This window comes from Pseudomonas sp. GL_139_B (genome assembly GCF_057834475.1).
In genome coordinates, this window is sequence record NZ_CM174403.1 from 2,263,222 (window position 1) to 2,279,059 (window position 15,838).

A 15,838-nucleotide genomic window follows, 5' to 3' on the forward strand; every position below is an offset into this window, starting at 1 on the left:
CTGCTTCTGGCCCAGAGTGTGTAAAAACGCTCACGGGGGCTCATCGCTTGGAGCATCGACGTTCGTTGGTTGAGCGATCGCATGGTCAGTGCCGCGGGTCGCATCGGTAGCGTCCTGGAACACGAAACGCTGCTTTTACAGCCTCTGGGATGGGCCAAAATCAGCCTTTTTTATGCCGACAGCGCCTTGAAATACGTGACGCCAAACGGTCGGCACGAAGGCAAAACAACGGCCCTGTTACAAGCTAGAGCACTGCTTTATGAGGATGCCAGGGAAGCTAATCCGAGCCGCTGGAGCATCCGAGCACGCAACTGGAAGCTGGCAGATGCGGTGTATTTAAACCCAGAACGCCCGCCCTGAAATTAAGGGCGCAACGGGCTAACAACTGTAGGACAAGGCGACAGGTACCTTGACACGCACCGAGGGTCTCAGGGTGCGAGTTCTCCAACAACGCCGCGAAATTGCTGAGCATGGCGGTGGCCGAGCCCAGTGATTCGCTGGCGTTGGCCAGCAGGGATTCGGTGTCGTACTTGGGGTTGGCGAGGAACCTCGGTTCGGGTTCGTGGTGCTGACCATGATTCGGACACCAGGGTTGAGGTAATGGTCGAGTGCGCGTTCGGCCGCTTCGTGGAATTTTTTGGAATCGAGGGATTCGCAGGGCGATGCCGGACTGGTGTCCGGTGGGTTGGCTGTTGGTTTGAACGTAGATGAAACGCCTACTGCAGATTTGAAGGAGCCATCACCCTTGCTACCAAACGAGGGTAGTGGCCATACGCGGGTTGGTAGACCGTCCAAAAAACGCGATCATGCCTTTTTCATATCGCGCGAGATTTCACCGCCGCAACAAGCTCAGTCGCTACATCAGTGCCACGTACAGTGGGTTCAACCCACATTCCGATCAAGTTATAGCGATTTTTCTGCGAAAGCAGTCAGGCCTTGACCCAGCGTTGACGGCTCCAGCTGCTCAATGTGTCGACGGCCAATACCAGTAACAACATGGCCAGAATAACCGTGCTGGCTTGAGCTTCCTGGAACAGGCTGAGGCTGACATAGAGCATTTGCCCCAAACCACCGGCGCCGACGAAGCCGAGCACACTGGCCATGCGGATGTTGTTTTCCCAGCGGTACAGGATGTAGGCCAGTAGCTGTGGCAACAGGTTGGGCAGCGTGCCGTAACAGAAAGCCCACACGGCATTGCCGCCCTGCAGGCGGATGGCGTCGGCCGGTTCTGGTGGGGTGTTTTCCAACGCTTCGGCGAACAGCCGGCCGAGCACGCCGGTGGTGTGCAGGGCTAATGCCAGGGTACCGGCATTGGGACCGAGACCGGCAGCAAGGACCATCAGCGCGGCCCACACCAGTTCCGGAACCGCGCGCAAGGCGTTGAGCACCAGGCGCGACGCGCTCTGCAGTGGCCAGCCGAAGCGCCCGGCCGCGGGCAATGCCAATAGCAGACCGAGTACCGCCGCGAGCAGGGTGCCAAGGGCGGACATGGCAATGGTTTCCAGGGCGCCGTGACCGATGGCTTGCAGATGGCCTGAGCTCAGGTCCGGGCTGAGAAAACGCTGCGCATAAGCGCCCATATGATGCAGGTTGCCGGTGTCGCCGAGTTCGCCGAGGTCGATGCCCAGGTAGCTGAACGAGGCGACCACCGCTGCGCCGATGCAGAGCAACAATGCCAGGTTGATCAGGCGATTCATGCCAGCCTCCAGCGCAGCAGGCGGCTGAGTTGATCGGCGAGCAGCACCAGTACAAGGAATGTCAGTAACAGACTGGCCACTTCACCGCTGGCGAACATGCGCAACGACAGATCCATTTGCTGGCCCAGACCGCCGGCACCGACGAAGCCCATCACCACCGAGGCGCGGATTGCGCATTCCCAGCGGTACACCGTGTATGACAGCAGTTCCGCAGCGACATTGGGCAGGATCCCGTAGCAAAAGGCTGCGAGCCGACCGCTGCCGGACTGCAGTAGCGCATGGGCCGGGCGCTGGTCGACCGACTCGAAAATTTCCGCGTAAACCTTGCCCAACATGCCGCTGTAGGTAATGGCGATGGCCAGTACCCCGGCCGTCGGGCCGAGGCCGACGGCGCGCACGAACAGCAGGGCCCAGACGATTTCCGGCACGCTGCGCAGGAAGATAAGCAAGCCGCGTACAGGCCAACGCAGCAGTTGGCCCCAATAACTCGGGTGGCCGGCACGGGAGGCAGCAGACAGCGACAGAGCACGACTGGCCAGCAGGCTGGCGGGGACTGCCAACAGCAACGCCAGGGCCATGCCGGCCGTGGCGATAGCCAGGGTCTGCAGGGTGGCTTGCAACAACAGCTCGATGAACTCTTCGCCATGAGCCGGTGGCCAGAAGGCTGATACAAACCGGCCCATCTCGCTTTGACTGTCACTCGCCACCAGTACGCTCAGGTCCAGCTCGCTGAAACGGATGCCCGGCCAGAGCAAGGCAAGGGCCAGCAAGCTGAGCAGCAGGCGGGGCAGGGTGGCCGGATCTCGGGTATCACGGGTCAGCATCGGGGAATCTGCACACTCAAGGGTGGCGGAGCAATCGGTGGGGATTGCAGTTGTTCGTTGGCGTAGAGCTTGTCGAGCAACTCACGGTCGACTTCGCTGGCCGCAAGGTCGAACAGAATCTGTCCATCACGCAAGCCGATGATCCGCGAAAAGTGCGCCAGGGCCAGCTCCACCGCATGCAGGCTGGCGACCAGGGTGACGTTGTGCTGCCGGGCATGGCGACAGAGTACCGAAAGCGTGTGCTGGGCCAACACGGGGTCCATGGCCGATACCGGCTCATCGGCCAGCAGCACCTCGGGCGCTTGGTATAACACGCGAGCAATGCCCACGCGCTGTAGCTGTCCACCGGACAGTTGCTGGCATTGCGCGAACAACTTGTCACTCAGGTCCAGTCTGGCCAATGCCGCGCGTGCGCCTGGAATATCCAGTGGATGCAGTAGGTTGAGCAGGCTCTTGCCCAGCCCCCACTGACCCAGCTTTCCGGCCAGGACCGCGGTGACCACGCGCTGGCGCGGTGGCAGGGGGGGCGACTGATGAATCAGACCGATGCGAGCGCGCAGACGCTGACGCTGACGGGCAGAAAGCTGCCAGGCTCGCTCGCCGAGTACCTGCAGCTCGCCGTTGCCCGGTCGCAGGGCGGTGGCCAGCACGTTGAGCAGGCTCGACTTGCCCGCGCCGGACGGGCCGATGATGGCGACCTGTTCGCTGGCACCGATGTGCAGGTCTACGTCACGCAGCGCCTGGACGCCGTTGGCGTGGGTAAGGCTGACTTGGGTCAGATGCAATGTCATTTGAGCAGGTCGGCGGCGCGTGCGGCTTCCTCGATGCCTTTGTAGTTCTCAGGCGTGGTTTCGATGAAGCGGCTGGCGGCCTGCAGGTCCAAAATCTCCTTGTCCTTGGGGTTTGCCGGATCGAGAGCAAGGAAGGCTGCCTTTATCTTGGCCGCCAGCGCCGGGTCGAGGGTCCCGCGCACCGTCCAGTTGTAGTCGAAGTAGGCCGGGGTGGTCGCAAACACTTTTACCTTGGTCGTGTCGACCTTGCCGGCGGCGACCAGTTTTTCCCATACGCTGGCGTTCAGTACCCCGGCGTCCACCTTGCCGGCCTGGACCCAGGCGACAGTGGCGTCATGGGCGCCGGAGTAGCCGACGCGACTGAAGTAGGTTTCAGGCTTGATGCCGTCCTTAAGCATAAAGTAGCGAGGCATAAGACTGCCCGACGTGGAGGACACCGAACCGAATGCAAAGGTCTTGCCCTTGAGATCGGCGAGGGACTTGATGGCGGGGTCAGCGGTGATGAACTTGCTGGTGAATTGAGCGTCCTGTTCGCGCTGTACCAACGGAATGGCATTGCCGGTTTTCAGGCGTGCCTGCACGAACGTGAAGCCGCCCAGCCAGGCCAGGTCGATTCGGTCGGTGGCCAGCGCCTCGACCACGGCCGGATAGTCGCTCACGGGCACGAACTCGACTTTCATGCCCAACTGTTGTTCCAGATAGGCGCCAAGCGGCTTGAACTTGCGCAGCAGTTCGGTAGGGGCTTCATCGGGAATTGCACTGACTTTCAGGGTGTCGGCGGCCTGCGCCAACAGGGTACAAAATGACAGGGACAAGCCGACGGCTAATGCCAGGGTACGCTTGAGCATGGAACTTCTCCGGTGCATTAACGAAAGAATGTCGAGGCGCCTGGCACAAGCTGATTGCTGCCTGGCGCCTGGTGATGGTAGACGAAAAGGTGCGAAATTAACTGCTTTTGCCCCAATTGCTATCTGTCGCGAAGGGCAGCAATCGACTGTGGATTCAACCGATCGACGCAACACTGCCTAGCGTCGATAGTAACGGTGATCGTCCTCGTAACGGTGCCGCATGGCCCGATCCTGGTGGCGCTCCCAATCACGACGGTCAGCTTCTCGGCGGGCTTGCTCTCTACGCCAATTATCTCTGCGCCAATCGTCTCTACGATCGTGCCAACGGCCGTCGTGCCAGTAGCGGTCGTCATGGGCAAGCAACGGCCCTGGCTGCTTGTCGGTCATACTGGCCAAGGTCGGCCAAGGGGTCTCAGCGGCCTGGACAGGCGCTTGAGCGGCTGTGATTTCAGTTGCGAAAGCAGGGGTTGAGGTTTTCATCTGTGTTGCTGATGCCGAGCTCACTGCCGCAAACGCGAACAGGCCGAAGAGCACCATCCGTGGGACATGGAATTTCATGAGCGAGAACAACCTCTGATTGACCATTGGACGTGTGGCCATCTGGCTGAGGCAAGCCTGCGAGGGCAGTGCCTACCGAGTCGATGTGCCTATCCACATAGACCGGTAAACAGGGAAAAGTTTCTAGGGCGCCGTTGTTTAAATAGACAGCGGTCTCAAGGTTCGGGCTCTTTTGAAGTTGGCGTTCTCGATGCCTGCTTCTGGCCGGTTTTTGCCTATGGTGAGGGGGCAGCAGATGACGCGACATCGGCTCATGCTGATTTGCGGAGATTATGGATCTTTAAAGGAATGCTTTGGTGGAGCAAAGCTCAAACGTCGCCGAGTGGTTGGGACCCGGTAAGGCAGCTACAGGCGGTCGAAAAAGGCATCTATGTCTGAACATGACGCCGTCGTTAGCCCTGCTATGATTTCTGAAGATTTCATCGAAGGGATCGTCCATGAAGCGCTTTATCCAAGGCAAACATCGAGGCCAAGGCACCTGAAAGCGCTTCAAGCGATCGAAATCCAGCTCAACGAATCCCTGGATTAAAGTAGTGAAAGGGCGCGGATTTATTTTTCCGCCCCCTTTTTGAAAGTAAATCCATCTTCTTTTTTGATTTACCGGTTGCCATGGGCAGCCTTCAATCCGTAGTGGATCACACCAACACCTGAAGGAGAGGCGCATCCAAAGGACACCACCTATGCTTAGCAAACTCCTCATTAGGCGTTATCTCCCATGCCTGAAGCCCGTCCCCTCCAAGTTGCTTACCTCAAGGCTGCGTGTTCCAGTTGCCCACCCTGAACAGGCAGGTCATCGATGTATCAGAACTTAGCGCTGCTTGCCGCCTTCCTCCTTGCCTACAGCATATTTGCGGGGCGTTTCGAGTCTCGTCTGCTCAATGGCCCGCTTATGTTCATGCTTGCCGGCCTGTTTCTCGGCCCGGCATTTCTGGGCATTCTGCAACCCCGAATTGACAAGGAAGGCCTCAAGTTCTTGGCTGAGCTGACGCTGGCGATTGTTCTGTTCAGCGATGCGGCCAACGCCAACCTGAAGGTCCTGCGGGCCAATGAAGGACTTCCGCTGCGCTTGCTGATGATAGGTCTACCACTGACCATCGCGGGTGGTTGGCTAGTCGGCATCTGGCTGTTCCCACAGGTCCCACCGTTGGAATTGGCAATACTGGCAACCCTTCTGGCTCCCACCGATGCTGCGCTAGGTAACGCTGTTGTGAGCAATCCCAAAGTTCCCGCGTCCGTGCGTGAAGGGTTAAACGTTGAGAGCGGGTTGAATGATGGAATCTGCGTTCCAGTGTTGCTTATGTTTTTGGCATTGCTGGTCGAACAGCAGACACAGTCCCCTATCTCACTGGCATTAGAGTTGGTTATCGAGGAACTGGGCATCGGTGCACTCATCGGTATTACTTTTACGTTCATCGCCTGGTGGTTGCAGCGCTACTCCGCAAATCACCAGTGGCAAACGCCCATGTGGTCACAGTTAACCCTGCCCGGGCTCGCTGTTCTGTGCTTTGCCACAGCGCAAACACTAGGTGGTAGCGGGTTTATCGCCGCGTTCGTCGGTGGGTTGCTCGCAAGTTTTCTCTTTACCGAGCAAAAGCACCAGATGCTCAAGGCCAGCGAAGAGTTCGCCAACCTGTTATCGGTCATTACCTGGGGTGTATTTGGCGCACTGGTGATCCCTTGGGCCTGGAGCAGTCTCACCCTGAACATTTGGATTTACTCGGTGCTCAGCCTGACCGTGATTCGCATACTGCCCGTGCTGATCAGTCTGGTGGGAACCCGCTTCGATTTCGAAACCCGCCTCTTCATCGGTTGGTTCGGCCCGCGAGGTCTGGCCAGCATTGTCTTCGCCGTCATGATATTGGCCTCCCCTCTACAAGCAAGTCGTACCTTGGTGGCTACTGCTGTCTGTACCGTTTTACTCAGCGTGCTATTACATGGTCTGAGTGCCAACCCATGGGTTGCACGGCTGGCCAGTCGTGGTCATTGATATTTACCTGGATACTTCCCGGTTTTCACCGTCTGCAGGACGTGCGTATCAGCCTGCTCAACAACTCTTGAAGGCGCATGTTTAAACACCCTCAAGCTGCCCCTCATCGTTTAGCAGCGACACGGTGAAAGCTCCAATTGGAGTACTGAACATGTTCAAGGTCACACCCAATCCACCCGACACCGATCCAGTGTCCCCGTACGAACCCGATTCAAAAAAACTCAACGACGCTGCCTTTGGAGGGGGAGTCGCGTTATGCCTTGCTGGGTATTTCCAACAGCATCATGGTGGCGGAGATCACGGCGAACCGGGTGCTGGATAAAGTTGAGCCATCCGTGTAGTCGCTGACCTGTGGCGGGGGAAATATCTCCCTCAAGGCAGGTTGATCATCGATGTTTCTATTTTTATAAAAACGGGACGCTCTGCGTTTAATGCCGATTAGATAGGGTATTGAACGCCGCAGTCCTTGTGGGAGTGAGCCGGCTCCGGGCGGCGTTCCGACGATGACGGTGGCACACTCAACATTTGTATTGGCTGACAGTCCGCCATCGCGAGCAGGCTCGCTCTCGCAGGTTTTGCTCCGGGATTTATTGCCGAAGCACTAACATCAACGGCAACACCAGATCGCTCCCTTTAGGTTTCAGCCCGGTAGGCCGCTTGGGTTGGGATCATTTGATGCCAGCTGCGGATGCAGCCCCTTGGGTATTGCATCCTTCTCTTCAACTGAATCAATGTTGATCTGACCCTCTTCCCCCAACGAGCTGTATTGCTCACGCAGTTTTCTCAATTCTCTACTGCCCATTTTGTCCAAAGACAAAGTAGCGTTTTGCGCTTCCTTGGTTGCCCGAATCAGCTCATCAATCTTCAGGTGCAAAATGTCGTTATCCCGGTTCTGCGTATTCTGGATCAGAAACACCATCAGGAACGTGATGATGGTCGTTGAGGTGTTGATGATCAGTTGCCACGTATCGTTGTAGTGAAAGTAGGGCCCGGTAAGTGCCCATGCGACGATTAAGACGACGGCAGTCAGGAATGTCTTCGAGCTCCCCGCCCGGTTAGAGAGCGATTGGCAGAATTTTGAGAATTTCATGATTGCGAGCTCCGGTGTGGTCACTGATAGACCTCAGCGGTGCGTTGAAAATTCTTTTTTACACATATCCTTTCATCGCCTGGCGCTTACTGGGAATCGTGAGGAACCTGGATTCGCTACTGGGTGCGTCCACGATGACCTGGCGTTGAGGGTGCTGTTCAAAATCGCCGGCAGGCGAGCTTAACCATGAATATGCAGAGAGCGCTTCAAAAGTGAACGTTCGGTGTGCATAGAAGATCAATCTTATGAAGGTTCACCGTTCAGTGCAGAACCGTTCCTCATGATTGCAGGCTATTCGGGATGACAGCTACATTTCGCCCATAACAAGGACCCCACCATGTGCAAATATCTTTTGGAATACCTGTTCAACGGCGAGCCCCGTACACACCTGATTGAACTCAAGCAGACTCAGCTGCCATTACATGAGGCGGCGATGAACCTACTACAGCTTCATTTTGGTGATGGAGAGAACAGCTTGATCATGCCCACTGCAAACGCGACGCCAGCGCAGATTTTAGAGCAGGCTGAGCGGGTAGGGCTGAGTGAGATTAAGGTGACCGATCACTTGAATTGATGCTCGGTGCAGCGACCAGTTACCCACGAGTGAAGTCTCCAGTCATGCCCATTTGAAACCAGCAGGAAACCTGGCGATAAAGCATGTCGCTGCTTACGTCCGAGCCTCACCTTCAATGAATCGCTTCATGACTGTCCCCGTTACTACCTCGGCGTTCAGAAGGTTAGACAATTGGGGGGGGGCACCAAGCCTGGGACCAAATGGTCGCTCATGACGGGCATAAATCAGCCGAGAGTTGACGATAGACACTTGATCGCGAGGTGCCTAATCTAGCCTCTGAAGTCACGACAGGGAAAAGGATATGGCAGGTGGGAATATCCTTTGCGGTACGTACCAAAGTGCCGACAAGTCGGGATCAGCCTTGGAGGCAGTGTTAGATGCCATTGCAGGCTCACGAACTGATCGAGAATGTTAAACAGCAACTCGATACAGCAGACTTTGTCCTCATAGATGTAGAACAAGCGAAAAGCTTGCTTCCATTTTTGCAGGTCTACCAGGCGCAACTGATCGCTGAGATCGGGCACGATGATTGGACTCGGGCAACGCAGGAGGAGTTTTCGTTTGAAACGGTCGCTGCCAAGTGGGGATCGGGTAACGGATGGATACTTTACTGCGTGCGAGATCTCGTAGGTACTTGTGAAAATGCGTTGGTAGAGATGGAACCTGTTTGCATAGCGTTTAGTTAACCGCTTCCAGCCGGTCGCATGGCCGGCTGTTTTAATACAGGCATTGGTTTGAGGCCACGCTACTAGCGTGAACCGACAATAGACTTATGTAGCAACGCAGGCTACAAAACGTTCCATGCGTTTTCACACAACCTGGGTCGATATCCCCCCGGTGAACGTGGAAGTTCGGTTGAGCCATTCCCTGCCCGGCGTATTACCTATTCCGGGTTATGCGCCCTACGGTACTAACGATGGTTGCGATAGCGTTCGGTCAAGGACTGCACGAGGGTGACGTAGGATTGCGTCTCGGCGTAGGGAGGCACCCCGTTGTACTCGACCACGGACGCTTCGCCGGCGTTGTAACCTGCCAACGCCAGTACCTGGTTGCCGTTGAAACGCTTGAGCAGCCAGGCCAGGTAGCGCACGCCGCCAAGAATGTTCTGTCGTGCGTCGAACGGATCGTCCACGGCGAAGCGCTCGGCGGTGGCGGGCATCAACTGCATCAGCCCTTGGGCGCCGGCTTCGGAAATGGCGTTGGGGCGAAACGCCGATTCGGCATGCATCACTGCGCGGACCAGCGCGCTGTCGACACCATAATGATCCGAAGCGGCTTCGATCTCCCGCCGATAGGAATAGGTGTCCAGGCGCAGTGAGGCGACCTTGAAATCCTTCGGCGCCATGCACAGATAGCAGTCCTTGATGACATAGAGCTCAAGGACATCGACCCGTGCGGAGATCCCGACGGGGCGTCGGCTCACATATTGACGAATACCCTTGTGGATGAAGGTGAACACCCGAATCCGCACCGCGCCTGAGTTGTCGTCCCGCGCAAGCCGTGGCAGGGCCATTGCCTTGGCGCCGACACCGGAGCCCGCCATTCCATTCAGGCGAGTGCAACGGGCGTTGGCGATGGCTTCGCTGGTGTAGCTGATGACTCCATCCCTGGCTTGGCACTTGAACATGGCGCTGGCGCACAGTGGAGCGACCAGCAAGGCCAACTCGATACAGCCAAGAAGGCTCTTGCGAGCCCATCGCCATGCTCTGGAACTCATCACATCGCTCCGCGCCGAAGGCGCCGATCAGGTTTGGGGCGCCTGGTCCGGGCGCTGTCTTTGTAGGATCTATTCTGGGTGACCGGTCTTTTGTTCTGATAGTTATACCCCTTGTAACCGGTCTTGGAACTTGCGTTGACGTACGGGCTGCCGGCGTTCCCAGGCGAGGCGCAGGCCTGATTGCTCGTACGACGCGTCGTCCCGGCTTGTCAGGGCAGGGCGCATCCCGACGCAAACGAATGTCTCCTTCTGGCCGATTTCTGCCTGTCGTGAAGGGCAGGTGTCGACCCATAGCGGTCGGTGGCAGGCCTTTAGAGTGTGGCAATAAGACGTACAAATAACGGGCGCGAAATATCTGCACAAGGGACGAAGCCTTATTGTGATCTACACTCCCTGGGCGCGTGAGTTGGCGCTTCGTCACAGGATTTGCTTAGTCGCTACTGAAAAGAGTCGGGAGGGTTTCAGGCTTCAAATTAACTCACCGTGGTCATGAACACTCACGTTGCCAGCTTGGTCAAAACTAATGAGGTGGAAATGAACAGGAAGTCAAACCAGGGCTGGACAATAGCTGCGGCAGTCGTCGTACTGGGTTCAACGCTTTTCGCGGGGTGTGCAGGTAAGAACGATCCGATCGCTCAGGCAGACAAGGCGGATGTGGCCAAGGGCGTGCCCGCGCCGAGTCTGGAGCAAACCAAGGCGATCGCCGAGGAAGGCTTTATTTACGGCTTGCCGCTGGTCATGAACTACGCCGTGATGAACGAATTCGCGGTGGACTCCAAGTCCAGCCAGTTCAAGGCGCCTTTCAACCAACTGCACAATGAGCATCGGGTCGCGACACCGGCTGACACAGCCGTCATTACACCCAACAGCGACACGCCGTACTCGATACTCTGGGCCGACCTGCGCGCAGAACCGCTCGTGATCACCGTGCCGGCCGTCTCCAAAAATCGCTACTACTCGGTGCAACTGATCGACGGCAACACCTATAACTACGGCTACGTCGGGAGCCGGGCAACGGCCAGCGCCCCCGGGAGCTATCTGATTGCAGGCCCTGACTGGAAGGGTGCGACACCTCCAGGCATACAGAAGGTGTTCAGCTCCACGACTCCCTTCGCACTGACCCTGATCCGGACCCAATTGTTCAACCCGGCCGACATAACCAATGTCGAGAAGTTGCAGGCGGGCTACAAGATCCAGCCGCTGTCCGCCTTCCTCCACCAACCTGCGCCGCCCGCTGCATCGAAGATTGATTTCGTACCGGCCACCACGGAGGGCATCAAGGCCAACTTCTTCGAGTACCTGTCCGCCGCGTTGGAGTTTGTGCCGCCATCAGCGGAGGACAAGGAGATCCGCGCCAGGCTGGCCAGCATCGGTGTAGGCCCAGGCCGGAATTTCGAATTCAAAGACCTCTCGCTTGAGCACAAGGCCGTGGTCCTGCTCGGGATGAAGGCTGGCGACGAGAAGGTCGACAAATTCCTCTCGAGCGGAATGAAGAATATCAACGGCTGGAGCGTCGGCGCGTTTTTCGGCGACCAGGCGTTTTACAAAGGCGACTGGTTGATGCGTGCCGGCGCTGCGAAGGCTGGTCTGTACGGTAATGACGCCGTCGAGGCGATGTACCCCATTACGCGTACCGATGGCACCGGCCAGACGTTGAATACCGGCAAGCACCGCTACACGCTCACCTTTCCCGCCGGCAAATTGCCTCCGGTCAATGCCTTCTGGTCGGTAACCATGTACGACGGCAAGAGCCAACTGCTGATTAAGAATCCGATCAACCGCTACCTGATCAATTCACCGATGCTGTCGGCCATGAAAAAGAATGCGGATGGTTCACTGACGCTGTACGTCCAGAAGGATTCGCCAGGCAAGAGCAAGGAGTCCAACTGGTTGCCCGCGCCTGACGACACGGCCTATCTGGTGATGCGCCTCTATTGGCCGAAGGCCACGCCACCTTCGATTCTTCCCGCTGGCGCGGGCAGCTGGCAGCCGCCGGCGCTGGTGGTATCGAAGTAGTGCGACTCTTGCGACCCATTGCTGGCACTCGCCGTAGGTCAGTGTAGGCCAGTTACCTTTTTGCCAATAGCAGCCGATCATAAAGGGCGGCTATTGGCCGATCTCTGCCTGAGCCGAAGGACGGAGATCGACTCAAGCCGACTGCATGGGCAAGCCTGTTTAAAGACATCACCTATCCTCTAAACCACTTGGCAAATAGTGTTGGAGGAAGGATGAACGCGAGTCTTGTGCAGGCGCTCTTGTTGGTACTCTCGGGGTTGACGGTGATCGTTTCCCCTATTGCCGCCCAAGACCTCAGCGCCGAGCAATTGACCCGCCGAATGGTGGAGCGGCGCGCGGTCGAGGCGGCGATCTGGGGCATGCCCATGGTCAGTATCGATGTCATGCGCGAAGCGCTCTTTCGTGATGCGAAGGCCAACTACAACGACATCCTTTTCTGGTCAAAGTCCTCTGACTGGAAGTTTCAGTTCACCACCCCTAACGCCTCAACGCATTGCGTCTATTTCAATCTCAATCTCAAGGATGGGCCTTGACTGACACCGACCCAAAGCAGCCATTCTTTACCTCTTCGATCTTGGCCCCAATCAGTCTCGGCGAGCCAAAGTTTTCCTTGGTTTTGCGAAGCGGCCTGTCATGCACTGGACAGCCTCCGTCACCAGATGTACATAAACCGCGCTCGAACATTCGTATATTCCAGTCCAAAGGGCCGTAGCCCAACAAGAACATTCAGATTGGAGAAACGAGATGGCCAAAGCTATTCGCTTTTACGAAACCGGTGGACCCGAGGTGCTTCGTTATGAAGACGTCGAGGTCGGTGAACCGGGGGCGGGGCAGGCTCGCGTTCGACACAGTTACATCGCCGTCAATTTCATCGACATATACCATCGCACCGGCTATTACCCTTCACAGCTGCCGGGCGGCCTGGGCTCGGACGCTGTAGGCGTCGTCGAGGCGGTAGGGCCGGGCGTGATCGACATCAAGGTCGGAGATCGGGTCGGTTACCTGATGGGGCCCCAGGGTGCCTATTCCGACGTGCGTCTGATTCCCGCCGAGGTGCTGATTCCGCTGCCTGACGGGATTTCGGATCGCACGGCGTCGACGCTCATCATGAAGGGCCTGACGGCTCAATATCTTTTCCGTCAGGTTTATCCTTTGAACGGTGGCGAGACGATTCTCTACCACGCTGCTGCCGGTGGCGTAGGCCTGATCGCTTGCCAATGGGCGCGGGCGCTTGGGGTAAGGATGATCGGCACCGTCAGCAGTGACGAAAAGGCGGAAATAGCCAAGGCCAACGGTTGCACCCATACCATCGTTACCTCTCGCGAGAACATCGCGGAGCGTGTGCGCGAACTGACGGATGGACAGGGTGTGCCGGTCGTCTATGACTCTGTGGGCAAGGACACCCTGCAGGCGTCGCTCGACAGCCTGCAGGTGCGCGGCACGCTGGTCAGCAACGGGACGAGTTCCGGCCCCGTCAACGTCGATGCGCTGACACTCGCCCTCAAGGGTTCGATCTGGTTCACGCGTCCGGCGATGGTGCATTACATCAAGCCTCGCTCGCACATGCTCGCCATGGCCAACGAACTGTTCGACCTGGTGCTTGCCGGGAAGATTTCGAGCGACCCGAAACAGACCTTCGCACTTGCCGAAGCCGCCGAAGCCCATCGCATGCTCGAGTCGCGCAAGACGGTCGGGGCGACTGTACTGGTTCCGTAACGTCGCAGGGGCGCCGACGCTCTTGCTTGAGGCTTGCACCTGGAAGAATTGGGAGACATTTGCGTAATGCACATAAAACCACAGACCTGTGCACTCGGCGCCGAACTGGAGGGCGTGAAGCTGGTGGATGCCATTCACGATGACGGACTGTTCGCCGAAATCCGTGCCGCATTGCTCAAGTATCGTGTGCTGTTCCTGAGGGATCAGGACCTGAGCAGCGCGGAGCACGTGGCGTTTGCCCGGCGATTTGGTGAACTTGAGGATCACCCGGTCGCGGGCAGTGATCCAGATTGTCCAGGCCTGGTCCGTATTTACAAGACACCGGATCAAGCACCGGACCGCTACGAAAATGCATGGCACTCCGACGCGACTTGGCGGGAAGCACCGCCCTTGGGAGCTGTCTTGAGGTGCGTTGAATGCCCTCCCGTCGGGGGCGATACCATGTGGGCAAATATGGCGCTGGCTTATGAAAATCTGCCTGCCCACATCAAGGAAAAGATTGCCGATTTAAGGGCTCGCCACAGCATCGAGGCCACCTTTGGTGCAACGATGCCGGTGGAGAAGCGCCTGGCACTCAAAGCCCAATATCCAGACGCCGAGCATCCAGTCGTGCGAACGCATCCGGAAACCGGCGAGAAGCTGTTGTACGTCAACGTCTTTACCACTCACTTCACCAACTTTCACACCAGTGAACATGTCCGTTATGGGCAGGACGCGAACCCCGGAGCCGGGGAATTGCTGCGCTATCTGATCAGTCAGGCCTATATCCCTGAATATCAGGTGCGTTGGCGCTGGCAGCCCAACAGTGTCGCCATCTGGGACAACAGCGCTACGCAGCACTACGCAGTCATGGATTACCCGCCGTGCCATCGAAAGATGGATCGTGCCGGAATCATAGGCACCAAGCCCTATTAGCTATTTCTTCCAGTCGACAGACAAAAAACGCTTAACCAGACAATAAGTCCTCGGAGATAACGATGAATTTCATTGACGGATCGCTGTACCCCGAAAACCAGGAAAAGCTGGTCATTACTGTGGCTCCCTATGGTCCTCAGTTCGAGGTCAGCGACTTTCCGGAAGACATTCCGGTCAGCATGGATGAACAAGTACAGAAGGCGGTCGACTGCTATGAAGCGGGTGCCACCGTGCTGCACCTGCATGTACGTGAACTCGACGGCAAAGGCTCCAAGCGCTTGTCCAAGTTCAACGAGCTGATCGCCGGAGTGCGAGAGGCCGTACCGGACATGATCATTCAGGTGGGAGGCTCGATTTCATTTGCGCCTGAGTCGGACGGCGAAGTCGCCAAATGGCTGTCCGACGACACACGCCACATGCTGGCCGAGCTGACACCGAAGCCGGATCAGGTAACGCTGGCTATCAACTCAAACCAGTTCAACATCATCGAGGCGTTGTCCGATACCGATCTTGCCGGCACCTCGTTCGCAGATCCGGTGAAGCAGATCGCCTACCGCGAAATGACCATTCCGGCCGGCCCGGGATGGGTCGAAGAGCACGTCAAACGCCTGAGCGCGAACGGCATTCAGGTGCAATTCCAGATGGGCAACATCAACTCGCTGGAAACCGTCGAGCGCATGATGCGCCGTGGTGTGTGCAACGTGCCGTTGATTCTGACCTGGATTCCCATCGGTGGCGGCGCAGACTCTATGACGCCCTACAACATGACCAACTTCATGCGGGCAGTGCCGGACGGTGCTGTACTGACATTCGAAGGCCAGATGAACAACGTGCTGCCGCTGAACATGATGGCTATTGCCATGGGCCTGCATGTGCGCTGTGGTATCGAAGACACGATCTGGACGCCTGATCGCTCGCGCAAAATGAGCAGTGTGGAGCAGATCGAGCAACTGGTGCGCATCGCCAATGAATGCGCACGACCGGTGGCCAACGGCAAGGAAGCGCGGGAAATCTACAAGATCGGTACATTCTACAAGGACGCGGACGAAACCCTGGCCGCCAACGGATTCGCACCCAATCGCAAGCCGCGACAGTAATCGATCTA

The 15,838-nt window shown here is 57.4% G+C and carries 16 protein-coding genes and 2 pseudogenes; 11 read left to right on the top strand and 7 right to left on the bottom strand.

The genetic code is table 11. From position 1 onward, the window contains the following. The first annotated feature begins 81 nt into the window (after positions 1-81). The gene (locus AC3ISI_RS10425; protein ID WP_489337812.1) at positions 82-360 is read left to right on the top strand and encodes a hypothetical protein; all 279 of its coding nucleotides are present in this window, start codon (positions 82-84) and stop codon (positions 358-360) included. Here the strand turns inward: AC3ISI_RS10425 and AC3ISI_RS10430 are convergent. The 5 genes and pseudogenes from AC3ISI_RS10430 to AC3ISI_RS10450 all read right to left on the bottom strand — a co-directional run. Beyond that, positions 278-702: pseudogene (locus tag AC3ISI_RS10430) on the bottom strand (DUF6124 family protein); the annotation flags it as partial. The gene AC3ISI_RS10425 and the pseudogene AC3ISI_RS10430 sit on opposite strands and share 83 nt — an antisense overlap. Positions 703-929: 227 nt before the next feature. Next, positions 930-1,697, bottom strand: coding sequence for a phosphonate ABC transporter, permease protein PhnE (gene phnE, locus AC3ISI_RS10435; RefSeq protein WP_489336819.1), 768 nt, complete (start codon positions 1,695-1,697; stop codon positions 930-932). Next, a complete protein-coding gene (locus tag AC3ISI_RS10440; RefSeq protein ID WP_489336820.1) occupies positions 1,694-2,521 on the bottom strand; it encodes a PhnE/PtxC family ABC transporter permease in 828 nt (275 codons plus the stop codon). Before AC3ISI_RS10440 ends, phnE begins: the two co-directional genes overlap by 4 nt. Next, on the bottom strand, positions 2,515-3,312 hold the full coding sequence (locus AC3ISI_RS10445; protein WP_489336821.1) for a phosphonate ABC transporter ATP-binding protein: 798 nt from the start codon (positions 3,310-3,312) through the stop codon (positions 2,515-2,517). Before AC3ISI_RS10445 ends, AC3ISI_RS10440 begins: the two co-directional genes overlap by 7 nt. Then, entirely contained in the window at positions 3,309-4,160 is an 852-nt protein-coding gene (locus AC3ISI_RS10450; protein ID WP_489336822.1) for a putative selenate ABC transporter substrate-binding protein, read from the bottom strand. Before AC3ISI_RS10450 ends, AC3ISI_RS10445 begins: the two co-directional genes overlap by 4 nt. Positions 4,161-5,088: 928 nt before the next feature. Here AC3ISI_RS10450 and AC3ISI_RS10455 point away from each other — a divergent pair. The 3 genes and pseudogenes from AC3ISI_RS10455 (at position 5,089) to AC3ISI_RS10465 (ending at position 7,046) form a co-directional block, all read left to right on the top strand. Then, positions 5,089-5,247, top strand: a complete 159-nt coding sequence (locus AC3ISI_RS10455) for a hypothetical protein (RefSeq protein ID WP_489336823.1) — start codon at positions 5,089-5,091, stop codon at positions 5,245-5,247. Between the two features lie 267 nt (positions 5,248-5,514). Next, a complete protein-coding gene (locus AC3ISI_RS10460; RefSeq protein WP_489336824.1) occupies positions 5,515-6,705 on the top strand; it encodes a cation:proton antiporter in 1,191 nt (396 codons plus the stop codon). A gap of 151 nt (positions 6,706-6,856) precedes the next feature. Next, positions 6,857-7,046, top strand: a pseudogene (locus tag AC3ISI_RS10465) (hypothetical protein). A 299-nt stretch (positions 7,047-7,345) separates the two neighbouring features. Here AC3ISI_RS10465 and AC3ISI_RS10470 read toward each other — a convergent pair. Beyond that, the gene (locus AC3ISI_RS10470) at positions 7,346-7,795 is read right to left on the bottom strand and encodes a low affinity iron permease family protein (RefSeq protein ID WP_489336825.1); all 450 of its coding nucleotides are present in this window, start codon (positions 7,793-7,795) and stop codon (positions 7,346-7,348) included. A 337-nt stretch (positions 7,796-8,132) separates the two neighbouring features. On the opposite strand from AC3ISI_RS10470, the gene AC3ISI_RS10475 reads away from it, so the two are divergent. Both AC3ISI_RS10475 and AC3ISI_RS10480 read left to right on the top strand, forming a co-directional pair. Continuing rightward, positions 8,133-8,369 carry a hypothetical protein gene (locus AC3ISI_RS10475; protein ID WP_489336827.1) on the top strand — a complete coding sequence of 79 codons (237 nt, stop codon included), beginning with the start codon at positions 8,133-8,135 and terminating at the stop codon, positions 8,367-8,369. Positions 8,370-8,746: 377 nt separating this feature from the next. After that, the gene (locus AC3ISI_RS10480) at positions 8,747-9,055 is read left to right on the top strand and encodes a hypothetical protein (protein WP_489336828.1); all 309 of its coding nucleotides are present in this window, start codon (positions 8,747-8,749) and stop codon (positions 9,053-9,055) included. 224 nt (positions 9,056-9,279) lie between these two features. On the opposite strand, the gene AC3ISI_RS10485 is transcribed toward AC3ISI_RS10480, so the two are convergent. Next, complete coding sequence (locus AC3ISI_RS10485) at positions 9,280-10,086, bottom strand: lytic transglycosylase domain-containing protein (protein WP_489336829.1); 807 nt, start codon at positions 10,084-10,086, stop codon at positions 9,280-9,282. 489 nt (positions 10,087-10,575) lie between these two features. Here AC3ISI_RS10485 and AC3ISI_RS10490 point away from each other — a divergent pair, with 489 nt between their 5' ends. The 5 genes from AC3ISI_RS10490 (at position 10,576) to AC3ISI_RS10510 (ending at position 15,830) form a co-directional block, all read left to right on the top strand. Continuing rightward, positions 10,576-12,102, top strand: coding sequence for a DUF1254 domain-containing protein (locus AC3ISI_RS10490; protein WP_489336831.1), 1,527 nt, complete (start codon positions 10,576-10,578; stop codon positions 12,100-12,102). Positions 12,103-12,314: 212 nt separating this feature from the next. After that, positions 12,315-12,635 (top strand): hypothetical protein, encoded by a 321-nt coding sequence (locus tag AC3ISI_RS10495; RefSeq protein WP_489336833.1) that lies wholly within the window; start codon positions 12,315-12,317, stop codon positions 12,633-12,635. Between the two features lie 211 nt (positions 12,636-12,846). Then, positions 12,847-13,818 (top strand): quinone oxidoreductase family protein, encoded by a 972-nt coding sequence (locus AC3ISI_RS10500; protein WP_489336834.1) that lies wholly within the window; start codon positions 12,847-12,849, stop codon positions 13,816-13,818. A 66-nt stretch (positions 13,819-13,884) separates the two neighbouring features. Beyond that, entirely contained in the window at positions 13,885-14,733 is an 849-nt protein-coding gene (locus AC3ISI_RS10505) for a TauD/TfdA dioxygenase family protein (RefSeq protein WP_489336835.1), read from the top strand. 62 nt (positions 14,734-14,795) lie between these two features. Beyond that, complete coding sequence (locus AC3ISI_RS10510; RefSeq protein WP_489336836.1) at positions 14,796-15,830, top strand: beta-keto acid cleavage family enzyme; 1,035 nt, start codon at positions 14,796-14,798, stop codon at positions 15,828-15,830. Positions 15,831-15,838: the final 8 nt, after the last annotated feature.